Below are 14,595 nucleotides of genomic sequence, written 5' to 3' on the forward strand. Positions count from 1 at the left end.
ACTGGCGGGAGATGAATGCTTACTCAGCGGTTGTGGACTCGACGCCGTAGAACCGGGCCGCGTTCGACCAGAACACGGCGTCCGCCTCGGTGGGGGTGAGCACCTGACGAAGGAGCGTGAAATCAGCATCGGCGAAGGGGCGACGTGCCCGCGTCGACGGCAAGTCCGTCCCCACCATCAGCGCGGTCGGGTCGGTGTCGACGATGCGACGGATCGCCTCGGCGGGATCGAGCTCCACACGGCCGAAACCGGTGGCCTTGACCTTGACTCCGGCCTCGACGAGGCGCAGCAGGGTCGACAGTCCGTCCTCGTGCATGCCCAGATGATCGATGCTCACCGCCGGCAGTGAGGCGATGCGTGCGGCGAGATCCTCATCGATGGTGCGGGCGTCGATATAGAGCTCGGCGTGCCATCCGACGAGGTCATGGGCCCGTCGGGCAAAGCCGTCGAGGGCATCGAGGGTGGCCGAACCGCCGCGGGCGATATTGAATCGCAGAGCCTTGATGCCGGCCGCGTCGAGGCGTCGGATCTGATCATCGCTGGTCTCATCCGGCAGCTGGGTGACGCCGACATAGTTGTCGCCGAGCTGGCGCAGGGCCTCGATGAGGTACCCCTGGTCGAAGCCTTGGAACGAACCGGACACGACGGCGCCTCCTGCGACTTCGACTCCCACATCGGGGAGGCTCTGCAGTCGCACGCGATAGTCGGTGACCGTGAACGGATCGGGCAGATAGCCGTTGTTCTCGATCAGCGGATGGTTCGAATCGATGATGTGCAGGTGCGCGTCGAAGGCACGCTGGAGTTCGCTCATACCGCCAACCTACAACGTCTCCGAACTGCTCATTCAAGGCGTGGCGCGTCTGTCGGTCTGTGTACCGTTCGATGGGCGCGTCCCGCCTTGAACGACGCTGAAAAGGACACCGGGGAGCGGCTCGGGGATTCTCATTCTTCGGTACTGCGGATAACGATCCCATCAAGGGTCTCGAACGCGCGGTCGGCAGACCTGGTCATGTCAGCGCCTCGGTATATTGTGAGGGAGTTCACATTGAGGTGATCGAGCGGCGCTGGTCGACGGTGATCGCGGCTGCTCTCTTTCGAACATTTGGAAGGATGAGGATGTCCGGACGCACTGCCGAGGCCGCTTCGACAGACCCGGTGCAGCAGACCGACGTCGACGAGCTCATCGCTCAATACGACGAAGAGCTGCCGCAGCGGACGCTGACGCGCAGACTCGACCTCGGCGTCGGCATCGTCTGCTTCGTCGTCTCGCTCTTCGTGCTCAACCAGGTGTTCTTCCCTCTGCGGCAGGGCAACCAGTTCTACCTCATGTGGTTCCTCGCCTTCGTGCTGCCGTTGGTCTTCGTCTGCTATCGGCCCGGATTCGGTCGCAAAGCCGAAGCGGCGGACAAGGCCGCGGAAGCGGCCGAGGCGGTTTCGACGGACGGCGCAGGGGGCAAGGGTAGGGCCGGCACCGAGGCGGGGGTCGCCTCGGCGAAATCCTCGACATCGCCGAAGCGGAGACGGGCGAAGAACGACAACCCGTCGATCATCGATTGGGCACTCGTCGTCATCACCTTCCTCACCTGTGCTTATCCGGTGCTGCCGTTCTTCTCCGGCGGATTCAACGAATTCCTCAACCGGCAGGGTTCGCTGACCGGCCTGGACGTCGTCATGGGCGGAGTCCTGCTTCTGCTCATCCTCGAAGCGACCCGCCGAACCACCGGACTCATCCTGCCGATCTTCTGCATCGTCTTCTTCCTCTACAGCTACTACGGCTCCTATATCCCCGTGAACTGGCCGGGCTCGCATGCCGGGCAGAACTTCGACCAGATCGTCAACGCCCTGTACAACGACGCCTCCGGTTTCTACGGAATCCCACTCGACGTGGCCGCGACCTACATCGTGCTGTTCACCATCTACGGAGCCGTGCTCGACAAGACCGGCGCCGCCAGCTTCTTCATCGATCTCAGCTTCTCCCTGTTCAAGAAATCCAAGGCAGCCCCCGGACGCACCGTGGCACTGTCCGGATTCCTCCTCGGCACGGTCTCCGGCTCGGGCACGGCAACGGCCGTCTCGCTCGGCGCGGTCACCTGGCCGGTGCTCAAAAGAGCCGGCTATCCGAAGGAGAACGCCGGCGGTATGCTTGCCGCCTCCGGCATCGGCGCCATCCTGTCCCCGCCGACGCTCGGTGCCGCGGCCTTCATCATCGCCGAGCTGCTCAACGTCTCCTACGGACTCGTCCTTCTGTGGGCAGTCGTGCCCACTCTCCTGTACTACCTCGGCATCTTCCTCGCCATCGAAATCGACTCCCGGAAGATCGAAGTCGACTACACGCCGCCGCCGGGGCTGCGGTCATGGCCGATCTTCAAGAAGGGCTTCTACCACTTCATCTCCCTGGGCATCATCGTCGTCTTCCTCGCCCTCGGCATGGCACCGTTCAAAGCCGTCGTCTACGCGACGCTCGTCGGCATCGGATTCGGCATCATCGAGATCATCCTCGCCCGCCGAGGCGAACCCGCCACGATCCTCCGCGCCGTCTGGGACGTGTTCTACGGGGCCCTGTCGACGGGCATCCGCTCGGTTCTGCCGGTGACGAGCGTGTGTGCCGCCGCCGGCATCATCGTCTCGACGATCACGAAGACCGGGCTCGGCCAGGTCATCTCCGACATCCTCATCAAGGGAGCGCAGGCATTCTCGGATGATCCGACGGTCATCCTGATCCTCACCTGCATCTTCGCCGCAGTTGCCGTGACGGTGCTCGGTCTGGCGGTGCCGGTGACCGCCTCGTTCATCATCAGCTGGGTCATCGTCGGACCTGCGCTGATCACCCTCGGAGTCCCCGAGGCGGCCGCGGCGATGTTCATCTTCTACTACGCAGTCCTCTCCGAGGTCTCCCCGCCGACCGCACTGGCGGCGGTCGCCTCCTCGGCGATCACCGGCGGCCGCGTCATCGCCACCATGTGGCAGGCCTGCAAGTACGCGATCCCCGCATTCCTCGTCCCCCTGGCCTTCACCTTCACCCCCGAAGGTGCCGCATTGGTCGCTCAGGGAGGGTTCTTCGGCGCGGTCTGGACCTTCCTCGTCTCGGCCTGCGCAGTCGCTGCCTTGGCCGCGGGTGCAGGCGGATGGATCATCTGCCGCGCCGGCTGGCCCGAGCGGATCCTGTGCTTCCTCGCCGCCGGCGCGCTCCTCTACCTGCAGCCGCTGTCGATGATGGTCGGCTTCGCGGCCCTTGCCCTCGCCGTGGTCATCCACCTCATCCTCCGACGCAAGCCGGCGACCTCCTCGGCGACGGGAACTGCGGTTGGACCGGCCGCCTCGGCGACGGGAACCGTGACAGGAGCGGCCGCCTCGGCGAAGGACGAGGCACCGGCGAATGCGGTCGACCCGAGTACAGCCGAAGCGGACGGATCCGGTGACGGATTTTCCACCGAACCACCCTCGTCCGGAACACCGGCCGGGACCAACTGAGAAAGGGACGAAGTCCATGAAGCGAACAAGGACGTTCACAATCGCCGCTGCGGCCCTGGCCGCAGTGCTGACGATGAGTTCATGCGGTGGCAAGCGCGAAGCCGAGCCCGCCGCAGAAGGCGGAGACGGCTGCACCGCCGCCTCGGGGCAGATCACCATCGCCACCGGCAACTCGACCGGCGTGTACTACGTGCTCGGCGGAGGTCTGGCACAGGTGATCTCCGACAACTCCGACCTCAAGGCCACAGCGTCGGAGACCGGCGCCTCCGTGCAGAACCTCCAACAGCTGTCCAGCGGCGACTTCGACATCGCGTTCTCCCTGGCCGATACCGCTGCCGACGCAGTGTCGGGGGATGCGGACTTCAAGGAGGCCGAGGACATCTCCGCGCTCTCGCGCATCTACGACAACTTCACTCACGTCGTCGTGCGCAAGGATGCCGAAATCGACTCGGTCGAGGACTTCAAGGGCAAGACGATCTCGACCGGTTCGCCGAAGTCCGGCACCGAGGTCATCGCCAACCGTCTCATCGAATCGGCCGGACTCAAGGACGGGGACGTGACCAAACAGCGCCTCGACCTGTCGAAGACCGTCGACGGGATGAAGGACGGAACCATCGACGGCATGGTGTGGTCCGGCGGACTGCCCACGGCAGGAGTCACCGATCTCTTCACCTCGAACGGCAAGGACGTCGAGATCCTCGACATCTCCGACCTCGAGGGGAAGATGAAGGAGATCAACCCCGTCTACGAGGTGGCAGAGATCCCCGGTGACACGTACAAGGGCGTCGACACGGTGAAGACGATCGTCACCCCGAACGTGCTCATGGTCCGCAATGACATGGACGAAGGCACGGCCTGCGCTCTGACGAAGCTCCTCTTCGACAAAAAGGACGACCTGGTCAAGGTGCATGCCGCGGCGAAGGAGATCAACCTCGACACCGCCGAACCGCCGGAGCCGATCAAGCTGCACCCGGGCTCGCAGAAAGCACTGGACGAGCTGAATAAGTAAGTGCGAGTTGCCCAACCGCTCGTTCAAGGCGTGGCGCGTCTGTCGATCTGTGTACAGTCCGATAGGCGCGCTCCGCCTTGAACGACGCTGACGAGGAGCGGAGCTCCACGCTTCGCATGGCGGGCAGCGCGGCCCGCAGCCAGGATTCTCCGGGGCCCTCGTTCCTCAGTTGTTCTGAGGGCCGACGGGCGGGATCCGGCCCGGAGCCGGACTCAGCCTTCCCGCAGGCCGACGGTCGGATCGGGCAGGTAGACCTCTCCGCCCGATGCGAGGAACTCGCGGCTCTTCTGCTGCATTCCCGCCAGGGCCTCCTGCGCCTCGGCGCTGCCGTAGGTATCGCGGATGTCCTGGGAGATGCGCATCGAGCAGAACTTCGGACCGCACATCGAACAGAAGTGCGCGGTCTTCGCCGGTTCCGCCGGCAGCGTCTCGTCGTGGAACGCCTCGGCGGTCTCCGGATCGAGGCCGAGGGCGAACTGGTCCCGCCACCGGAATTCGAATCGAGCCTTCGACAGCGCATCATCGCGGGCCGTCGCCCCCGGGTGGCCCTTCGCGATATCGGCGGCATGCGCGGCGATCTTGTACGTGATCACCCCGGTCTTGACGTCGTCACGGTCGGGCAGCCCGAGATGCTCCTTCGGGGTGACGTAGCAGAGCATCGCCGTGCCGTAGCGGGCGATCTCCGTCGCCCCGATCGCCGAGGTGATGTGGTCGTATCCGGGCGCGATATCCGTAACCAGCGGACCCAAGGTGTAGAACGGCGCACCGTGACAGAGCTCCTGCTGACGTTCGACGTTCTCCCGCACGAGGTGAAGCGGAATGTGCCCGGGCCCTTCGACCATCACCTGGACGTCGTGGGCCCACGCGCGTTCGGTGAGTTCGGCGAGAGTGTCGAGCTCGGCGAACTGGGCGGCATCATTGGCATCGGCGATAGAACCCGGCCGCAGTCCGTCGCCGAGCGAGAAAGCGACATCGTAGCGAGCGAAGATCTCACAGAGTTCATCGAAGTGGGTGTAGAGGAAGTTCTCCTCGTGGTGGGCAAGGCACCAGCCGGCCATGATGGACCCGCCGCGTGAGACCATCCCGGTGACCCGGTCAGCCGTGAGAGGAACGTAGCGCAGCAGCACACCGGCGTGCACGGTCATGTAGTCGACACCCTGCTCGCACTGCTCGATGACGGTGTCGCGATAGATCTCCCAGGTCAGCGCGTTCGCATCGCCGTCGACCTTCTCCAGCGCCTGATAGATCGGGACGGTGCCGATGGGGATCGGCGAATTGCGGATGATCCACTCCCTAGTGGTGTGGATGTCATTGCCGGTCGACAGATCCATGAGGGTGTCGGCACCCCACTTCGCGGCCCACCGCAGCTTCTGCACCTCCTCGGCGATGGAGCTGGTGACCGCGGAATTGCCGATGTTCGCATTGATCTTGACGAGGAACGCCCTGCCGATGATCATCGGCTCGGATTCGGGGTGATTGATGTTGTTCGGAATGATCGCGCGACCGGAGGCGAGCTCGGCGCGCACGAGTTCGACATCGCACTGCTCGCGAAGCGCCACGAACCGCATCTCCGGGGTGATGATGCCCTGCTTTGCGTAGTGCATCTGGGTCACCGTGCGGCCGGACTTGGCCCGACGGGGGACCGGTTTGCGTCCCTTCCACTGCTGCGACGGGGCACCTCGGCGGACGGCGGCACGACCGTCATCGGCGATGCGGTGGCCGCGGGCGTCATACGTCTCAGTGTCGAGGCGGTTCTCGATCCACGGGAATCGCAGAGCGGGCAGTCCCTCTTCCGGAATGCTGCCCGGCCCGACGGTGCGGTAGACGTCGACGGGATCGTTGGCCCGACCGTTCGAGTCCTCGAGCTCGATGCGGGTCACGGGAACGCGGATGTCGTGTTCCTCGTCCTCGACCCATGCCGGCGAATGCGTCGGATACTGCTCGAGGGTGAACTGGTCGTGCGAATCTGCGTCAGACGAAGTCGTGGCAGGGGCAGGTGTTTCAGGGGTGAATGCAGTCATCTGCAGTCCTCACTTCCTACGCCGGTATCAACCGGATCAGGTTCTACGGTCTCGGACGATCCAGTCCGATCTCAGCCCTTGCAGCGGGCTCCCGTGGGGTCGTGCCATTCCTATCACGACTGACGCAGTGAGGACAACCGTGGCTCCTTGAGCGACGGGAATGGGGTCAGCCGCCCTGGAGGAACGCCTTCGCAGCGGCGCCGAGGGCGACGACGTCGGAGACCGCGACCATTTCGCGTGCCGAGTGCATCGAGTACAGAGCCGGGCCCACATCAACGGTCGTCATGCCCAGCCGGGTCGCGGTCAGCGGTCCGATCGTCGACCCGCAGGGCATCGCATTGTTCGACACGAAATCCTGGTACTCGACCCCGGCGGCCGCGCACGCCCGTGACCACACGGCGGTGCCCACCGCATCCGTGGCGTAGCGCTGCTGAGCGTTGAGCTTGAGCAGGGGACCGCCGCCGAGGCGGGGGCGGACATGCGGATCGTGCCGTTCGGGATAGTTCGGATGGGCAGCATGCCCGGCATCGGAGGAGACACACACCGAGGTGGACATCGACGCGAGATAATCGCTGCGCGTCGACTGCGGCAGCAAGGAGGCGACGATGCGCTCGGTGACGTCGGCGAGGAACGGACCGCACGCGCCCGAGCGCGAATTCGACCCGATCTCCTCATGATCGAACGCCGCGAACAGTGGGATGCCGTCGAGCCCGTCGGCATCGAGCTGGGTGAGCGCGGTGACGCCGGCGTGGACGGACAGGAGGTTGTCCAGCCTCGGCGAGGCGAAGAACTCCTCGGCGGCACCGAAGAGGGCCGGCTCCTGAACGGGAATCGTGTAGACATCGTGGCCGACGACGGACTCGGCATCGACCCCGGCAGAGGCGGCGAGCAGTTCGATGATGTCCGCCTCGGCGAGGTCGGCCAGACCGATGACGGGAGCGGTGTGACGCTGCTTGTCCAAGGTCAGACCCTCATTGACCTGCCGGTCGAGGTGGATCGCGAGCTGCGGGATGCGGGCGATCGGCCCGGTGCGGGCGAGCACGATGCTGCCGTCGGCGAGGCCGAGCCGACCCGCGAACGCGAGCTCACGATCGAGCCACGAATTCAGCAGCGGCCCGCCGTAGATCTCCACCCCGACCTGCCGGGTGCCTTCGGCGGTGAACTCGCCGCCGGGTTTGAGTTTGAACGCCGGGGAGTCGGTGTGGGAACCGAACACGCGGAACCGGGGAGCCGCCTCGGTGACGGTGGGATTCATCCACGCGATGAGCGCGCCGTCGCGGATGACGTAGTGCCCGGTTCCGGGCGTCAGCGCCCAGGGAACGGACTCGTCGAGGCGGGAGAAACCGGCCTCTTCCAGGCGTTTCGCCGCGGTGTCCACCGCGTGGTAGGAGCTGGGAGATGCGCTGACGAAGTCGCCGAGGTCGGCCGCTGTCGTCGCGGCCACATCCGGTCTCGGGAGTGATTCATTCATTTCCCCAGCCTATCGTTTGCGGTAGTTTGGAGGTGAAGAAGATCAGGTCTCAGACGCCGGGTTGCCACCGGGTCCGAGAATCAGGCGGGGGCAGCGACCCTGCGACCGCACCAGCGACGGCAAGGAGTGTTCGACGTGAACCAGTTCGTGACGGAGTGGAACACCTGGCGCGACTCACGGAACTCAGCCCTTGCGAAACCGTTCGGCTGGCTCAGTGTCGTCGGACTCCACTGGCTCGACGCCGAATCGACCTGGACCGACGCCCCCGGCACGTTCACCGTCGACGACGGCTGGGTGACCGTATCCCTGAAGACCGGAATCAAGGCCGGCCCCGCAGCCGAGACATTCGACCTGCTCAGCAAGGTCGACAACGGTGAGTCAGCTGGTGCCGTTGCTGCTTCTGGCGTGAACGGCGGAGGACCGACCCGTGCGACCAGCCCGGCCGTGCCCAGCGACACCTCGACTCTGCCGAGGGTGATGGACCAGTCCGGTGCGGGCGCGGCTGCGGCAGACTCCGCGGGTAGCGACCCTTCTGCCGGAACGGGCGCCGGATCCGATGCGGGGTCCGATGGCGGATCCGACGGGCACGCAGCAGCGCCCGCCAAGCCACAGGTCCGCGTGGAAGAGAACGGGTTCAGCGCGAAGCTTCCGAACGGCGGCTCGCTCAACTGGTTCACCGTCGGCAACGTCCTCTACGAACTCATCGATCGGGGCGGCCGCCTCGGCGTGCGTGTGCGCAATTCGAAGTCCCCGCTGCTCGGGAAGTTCTTCGAGGTTCCGGTCTTCGACCCGGACCCGGACTTCGTCTTCCTCGCCCGGTTCACCAGGTTCGACCCGTTCAAGACCTACACCATCGAAACCGCCCAAGAGGACCTGCAGCTGCAGACACAGGCGGCGGGAACCGTCACCTTCGAGACCTCGCACGGTGAGGTGAGCCTGCTCGCCACCGGGTGCCCGAAGACCGGACTCCAACTGGACTTCCACGATTCGACGAACGGGAGCACCACCGCCGCGTGGCGGACCATCGACCTCGGAGTGCCGAATCAGGACGGGTCGCTCGTCATCGATTTCAACCGTGCGGTGAACTACCCGTTCGCGTTCACCTCGTTCGCCACCTGCCCAGCCCCGATCGAAGGAAACGTCGTTCCGTTCGACGTCACCGCAGGTGAGCGGCGTCCTCCATTCTTCTACTCGGAGGCCGGGATCAACGTGCCGTTCCTCTTCTACGTGTGGTGGGACGAAGAGAGCGCCGAGGTGACGCGCCCCTGGTATTCGCGTTTCGGCCTCGACATCACCATCCTCAACCCCAACCACGACGACGGGCGGATCTCCCTCGTCGGCTTCGACGGGGTCGCGATGTCCGGCGGGGATCTGTCGCCGCTGGGGCGCAAGGCCCGGTCGCGGCTCATCGATGTCGCCACCGAAGCGCTGACTTCACGGATTCCGGTCATCGGCATCGGCGCGTACTCGGCGTTCGTCATCCAGGCCCAGCGGGAGCTGCGTTCGCAGCAGGGCTACGTCGACGGCATCGAAACCGAATACGAGGCGCCGGCGGACCGTCTGCTCATCGTGATGAACAACGAGCTCGACCCGAAGCAGGCCGGTTTCGACATCGTCCACACCGACGCCAGCGGGCTGATCTATGTGGAGATGCCCTTCAACATCCCGCTCGAGTCCGACCGCACTGAGGTCGAGGACTTCCAGTCGGCGATGGAATCCGGTGCCTCGATCACGAGCTGGCAGGAATTCGACTACCGCATGGTCGCCCTCATCCGCCACCACCGCTGACGGCCGGCTCCCAGCCTCAGTCCCAGCGCCCGTTTCCTCCCAGAACTACCTGACGGCGGCCCAGCAACCTCGCGCGAGGTTGCTGGGCCGCCGTCAGGTAGCAATTACCAGATGGTGACTCGCTGGTCGGGGGCTAAGTACATGCCGTCGCCCTCTGCCACGCCGTAGGTGTCGTGGAAGGCGGTCATGTTCTTCACGACCTGGTTGCAGCGGAACTCCTCCGGCGAATGCGGGTCGATCGACAGCCTGCGCACACGCTCCTCGGTGCGCATCTTCGACCGCCATGCCTTCGCCCATGCCTCGAAGAACGCCTTCGCCTGCTCGGCCGACGGCGCCACCGGCACGCCCGGAGTGCCCGCCCGTTCGCCGAGTTCGAGCTCGAGCGCCTTCCACCCGATCGACAGACCACCGAGGTCGCCGATGTTCTCACCGACCGTCAGCGCCCCGTTGACGTGCTGATTCGGTTCGAGACCTGTCGGGACCAGCTCTTCGTACTGGGCGATGAGTGCGTTCGTGCGCTCCTCGAACAGGGTCCGATCCGATTCGGTCCACCAGTCGACGAGGTTGCCGTCACCGTCGTAGCGCGATCCCTGATCGTCGAACCCGTGACCGATCTCGTGGCCGATGACCGCGCCGATCGCTCCGAAGTTTGCGGCCACCTCACCGGAGGCGTCGAAGAACGGCGGCTGGAGGATGGCCGCCGGGAAGACGATCTCGTTCATCACCGGGTGGTAGTAGGCGTTGACCGTCTGCGGGGTCATCAGCCATTCCGTGCGGTCGATGGGCCCGCCGATCCGCTTCACCTGCCGCACATGCTCGGCCTGCGAGCAGCGACGCACGTTGCCCACCAGGTCGGAGGAGTCGATCGCGGCCGGGTACTCCCGCCACACCTCCGGGTAGCCGACCTTCGGGGTGAACTTCGAGAGCTTGACCAGGGCGCGTTCCTTCGTCTCCTCGCTCATCCAGTCGAGCTCGCGGATCGACTTGTCATAGGCCTTGATGAGCATGCCCACGAGGTGGTCGATCGCGTCCTTGGACGACGGCGGGAACTCAGCTGAGACGTAGAGTTTGCCCACGGCCTCACCGAGGTAGCCCTCGACGAGGCTGACCCCGCGCTTCCAGCGCTCCCGCAGGGCAGGAGTGCCCGAGAGAGTGCGGGAGTTGAAGTCGAAGTTCTCCTCGACGAACTCATCGGAGAGCAGCGAGGCGGTGTCGGAGACTACGACGAAGCGCAGCCACGTCTTGATGGTCTCGATGTCGGTCTCTGCCCACACCTTCGCCATGCCCGTGACGAATGAGGGCTGGGAGACCACGAGGTACTTCAGATCAGACGCATCGGCGGTGAGGATCCCCAGGTAGGAGTCGAAGTCGAACTCGGGTCCGAGGTCGCGCAGCTCGGAGATCGAATACTTGTTGTACGTCTTCTCCGCATCACGGCAGGCCACGCGGTCCCAGTGGTGGCGTGCGAGTTCGGTCTCGAACGTCATCACCTTGGCGGCCACCTCGGCGTCGGAGATTCCGGACTTCTCGCCGAGGCCGGCAAGGGCCGCGATCTTCTGTACGTGGGCGAGGAATTTCGCGCGCACCTCGGCGTGGTCGTCGTTGAAGTAGTAGTCCTCGTCGGGCAGGGAGATGCCGGCCTGGACGAGATAGAGGGCGTAGACGTCGGAGTCCTTCGCATCGGCGGTGACGTACCCACCGAGCAGACCGCCGATACCCTCGGTCTCCAACCGGGCGAGAAGGGCGGCGAGCTCAGACTTGTCCTCGGCGGCGTCGATAGCTGCGAACGTCGAGGTCAGCGGGGCGACTCCTAGTTCGTTGATGCGATCGACATCCATGAACGAGGTGAACAGGTCGGCGACCTTCTGCCCCTCGGAGCCCGGCTCCTGCGGGGCGTCGGACACGGAGGTGATGATGTCGCGGACCTTGGTCTCTGCGGTGTCGAAGAGCTCACGCATGGCTCCGTCGCCGGCCCGGTCATCGGGGATCGTGAACGAGTCGATCCACTCGCCGTTGATGTGCTGGTACAGGTCGTCCTGAGGCCTGATCGAGGTCAGTGAGGTTTCAGAAGTCATGGCCCCACAGTATCGTGATCAGAGCCCCGCACGCCCTGCCCGAGGAGGAGATATGAGTCTGGCATCCGTCGTTTTCGTGTGCACCGGCAACATCTGCCGATCCGTCACCGCCGAACGTGTGCTCTTACATCACCTGGCCGATACCGGCGCCGAGGCGGTCGTCGACTCCGCCGGGATCAGCGACGAGGAGGCCGGCAACCCCATCGACCCACGTCAGGCGCGTGTGCTCGCCGCGGCCGGCTACCGCACCGACGATCACGTCGCCCGACAGATCACCCCCGATTGGTTGGCCGACCGCGATCTGGCGGTGGCGATGACCGCCCGCCACTATCGTGCCCTGGAGCGGATGATCTCAGGTCTTCCCGCCGAGGCGGCCCCGGAGCTGCGGATGCTACGCGAGTTCGATCCGCGGGTGGCCGGGGTCGAGGGCGACGGTGTTCCGGCGCCGGATGTCGAGGATCCCTGGTACGGCGAATTCAAGGATTTCGAAGAAACTCTTGAGACAATTGAAGTGTCCGTGCCGGGAATCACGGATCGTCTGCGCGCGCTGGCCGCGAAAACTCAGTGATACTAGTAGGCACAAGCTTGCTGACACGACCGACATCGCAGGTACGCCTCGAAGGAGAAACTCTCATGACTCGTCTCATGACACGACAGAACTGGTCCGCTCTCAGGCTGGGCTTCGCCGCCCTGCTGGTGGCCGCGATGAGCGTGTTCGCATTCGCCCCCGCCGCCAGTGCCCATGATCAGCTGGTGTCGTCGAATCCCGAGGACGGTGCCGAACTCGATCAGCAGCCCAAATGGCTCGAGATGACCTTCTCCGGCGACATCCAGGAAGTCGGCTCCGAGGTCAAGGTCGTCGTCGACGGCAAGGATGTCTCCGCAGGTGAGCTGACCGTTGAGGGCAAGAAACTCAGCGTCGCTCTGCCCGATGATCTCAAACCCGGCGACTACAAGGTCACCTGGCGCGTGGTGTCGCAGGACGGCCACCCGATCTCCGGTGACTACTCGTTCGCGATCAAGGATGCCGAAGGCGCCGGCGGTGATGTCAAGGAATCGTCCGGAGAGTCGACGAAGGCCGGACTCGGCGGCGGAGTCGTCGACGAACCCGGCAAGGACACCGAGGATCGCGGCGAGATCGGCGAGTCCACCGGCAGCGACTCCGGAATGTCGACGCCGATGATCGTGCTGCTGTCTGTCGGCGGCCTGGCCATCATCGTCATCGTCGTTCTGCTCATGCGTCGCAAGTCCCAGGGCCTGCCCGGCACCAAGGACAACTGAGCGAGGACTCCCACACAGCACGTCTGACACGAGGCCCCGAACGCGAAGAGCGTTCGGGGCCTCGGTGTATCCGGTCCGTGGTGGAATCGGCGGCGATCTCGTTCAAGCGTCAGCGCGGTTATGGCGAGGTACACCGGCTGATAAGTGTGCTTCGCCTTGAAGGAGAGGCTAGGGAGGCGGTCGGGCCAGCACCTCAGAGTGTGAAACGCAGGAGACGGTCGTCGTCCGGGCCGGGTTCTCCGCGACCGTCGGTGTTGTTCGTCAGCACGAGCAGCGACCCGTCGGGCGCTTCGACCACATCGCGCAGTCGCCCGTGCTCGCCGGTCCACAGCTCTGACGACGACTTCAGGTCGTCGAGCGGAACTTGGTGTAGGCGCTCACCGCGCAGCCCGGCGATGAGGATGCTGTCATCGGTGACGGCCAGTCCGCTGGGGCTCGCTTGGTCGGGGGACCACTGCTGCACCGGGTCGATGAAATCACCGTCCCCGTCACCGGAGCCGCCGTCACTCGCACCGTCACCCTGGGCGATGCCCTCGACCTCGGGCCATCCGTAATTCCCGCCGGCTTCGATGACGTTGAGTTCGTCCCACGTGTCCTGCCCGAATTCCGAGGCGTACATCGTGCCCTCGTCGTCCCACCCGATGCCCTGCGGATTCCGGTGCCCCATGCTGAAGACGAGTGAATCGCCGAAAGGATTGTCATCGGGAACGTCGCCGTCGGGCGTCATGCGCAGAATCTTTCCCGACAGCGCACTCTCGTCCTGTGCGCTGTCGCGATCGCCCGTATCGCCGAGAGTGGCATAGAGCATTCCGTCGGGCCCGAACGCGAGCCGCCCGCCGTTGTGGAAGTTCGCGGTCGGCAGCCCGTCGAGGATCGTCTCCTCCTCACTCAGGGACAGATTCCCGGCCTCGCCGAGGAGGTCGAACCGTACGACCCGGTTCTCCGTCCCAGCGGCGAAGAAGGCGTAGAGACGGTCATCGTCGACCGCGAGACCGTGGAGGCCCGCCTCACCCGAGGCCGAGGCGTCATCGATCCGGCCGACCTCACGAACGTCGCCACCTGCGGAGACTTCGAGGATGCGACCCGAATCGCGTTCGCTGACCAGCATGGTCTGCCCGTGGAAGGCGATCGACCACGGGGATTCGAGGCCGGTCGCGACGACCGCGGGAGAGTCCGCGCCCGGTGTTGACGATGTGGACCCGGTGTCGGATGATCCGGAACCACTGCTCGCCGAGGCGGCCCCCGCCGCTGACTCGTCCCGACCGTCGGTCTCGCCGGAGTGCGAATCGGAGGAGCAGGCGCTGAGGACGACGGCCAGGGACACGGCGGCACCGGTGAGGAGCCGCCGGGTGCGAAAGTGTGCTGAGGTGCTCATGATCTCGCCTTCATCGGGGAGTCCGGTGGCACAAGACTATCCGTCGGCCGCTCAAGAACTGAACCGCTTGCCGCTGAATGGGACCGTCTGCACAGGAATAGAAC

The 14,595-nt window shown here is 65.2% G+C and carries 10 protein-coding genes and 1 riboswitch; of the genes, 5 read left to right on the plus strand and 5 right to left on the minus strand.

Annotated features, from left to right (window positions below; translation table 11 throughout):
• Positions 1-19 precede the first annotated feature (19 nt).
• The gene (locus tag ACVZTU_RS02520) at positions 20-811 is read right to left on the minus strand and encodes an amidohydrolase family protein (RefSeq protein WP_482401310.1); all 792 of its coding nucleotides are present in this window, start codon (positions 809-811) and stop codon (positions 20-22) included.
• 305 nt (positions 812-1,116) lie between these two features.
• Here ACVZTU_RS02520 and ACVZTU_RS02525 point away from each other — a divergent pair, with 305 nt between their 5' ends.
• Positions 1,117-3,471: a TRAP transporter permease gene (locus ACVZTU_RS02525; RefSeq protein WP_482401311.1), complete on the plus strand. Its 2,355-nt coding sequence runs from the start codon at positions 1,117-1,119 to the stop codon at positions 3,469-3,471.
• 16 nt (positions 3,472-3,487) lie between these two features.
• Complete coding sequence (locus tag ACVZTU_RS02530; RefSeq protein ID WP_139470334.1) at positions 3,488-4,480, plus strand: TAXI family TRAP transporter solute-binding subunit; 993 nt, start codon at positions 3,488-3,490, stop codon at positions 4,478-4,480.
• A 212-nt stretch (positions 4,481-4,692) separates the two neighbouring features.
• Here the strand turns inward: ACVZTU_RS02530 and thiC are convergent, their stop codons facing one another.
• Together thiC and ACVZTU_RS02540 are read right to left on the minus strand one after the other, a co-directional pair.
• A complete protein-coding gene (gene thiC, locus ACVZTU_RS02535; RefSeq protein WP_139470333.1) occupies positions 4,693-6,501 on the minus strand; it encodes a phosphomethylpyrimidine synthase ThiC in 1,809 nt (602 codons plus the stop codon).
• Positions 6,497-6,605: riboswitch (TPP riboswitch) on the minus strand. Its footprint overlaps the gene before it by 5 nt.
• 62 nt (positions 6,606-6,667) lie before the next feature.
• The gene (locus ACVZTU_RS02540; protein ID WP_139470332.1) at positions 6,668-7,972 is read right to left on the minus strand and encodes a M18 family aminopeptidase; all 1,305 of its coding nucleotides are present in this window, start codon (positions 7,970-7,972) and stop codon (positions 6,668-6,670) included.
• Positions 7,973-8,107: 135 nt separating this feature from the next.
• On the opposite strand from ACVZTU_RS02540, the gene ACVZTU_RS02545 reads away from it, so the two are divergent.
• The gene (locus tag ACVZTU_RS02545; RefSeq protein ID WP_482401312.1) at positions 8,108-9,760 is read left to right on the plus strand and encodes a DUF1684 domain-containing protein; all 1,653 of its coding nucleotides are present in this window, start codon (positions 8,108-8,110) and stop codon (positions 9,758-9,760) included.
• 104 nt (positions 9,761-9,864) lie between these two features.
• Here the strand turns inward: ACVZTU_RS02545 and ACVZTU_RS02550 are convergent, their stop codons facing one another.
• Complete coding sequence (locus tag ACVZTU_RS02550) at positions 9,865-11,835, minus strand: M13 family metallopeptidase (RefSeq protein WP_139470330.1); 1,971 nt, start codon at positions 11,833-11,835, stop codon at positions 9,865-9,867.
• 52 nt (positions 11,836-11,887) lie between these two features.
• On the opposite strand from ACVZTU_RS02550, the gene ACVZTU_RS02555 reads away from it, so the two are divergent.
• Positions 11,888-12,403 (plus strand): low molecular weight protein-tyrosine-phosphatase, encoded by a 516-nt coding sequence (locus ACVZTU_RS02555; protein WP_172172347.1) that lies wholly within the window; start codon positions 11,888-11,890, stop codon positions 12,401-12,403.
• A gap of 65 nt (positions 12,404-12,468) precedes the next feature.
• On the plus strand, positions 12,469-13,116 hold the full coding sequence (locus ACVZTU_RS02560) for a copper resistance CopC family protein (RefSeq protein WP_229664247.1): 648 nt from the start codon (positions 12,469-12,471) through the stop codon (positions 13,114-13,116).
• A gap of 193 nt (positions 13,117-13,309) precedes the next feature.
• Here ACVZTU_RS02560 and ACVZTU_RS02565 read toward each other — a convergent pair whose 3' ends face one another.
• The gene (locus ACVZTU_RS02565) at positions 13,310-14,491 is read right to left on the minus strand and encodes a PQQ-dependent sugar dehydrogenase (protein ID WP_139470326.1); all 1,182 of its coding nucleotides are present in this window, start codon (positions 14,489-14,491) and stop codon (positions 13,310-13,312) included.
• Positions 14,492-14,595 lie beyond the last annotated feature (104 nt).

Source organism: Brevibacterium sp. OS20 (genome assembly GCF_056837565.1).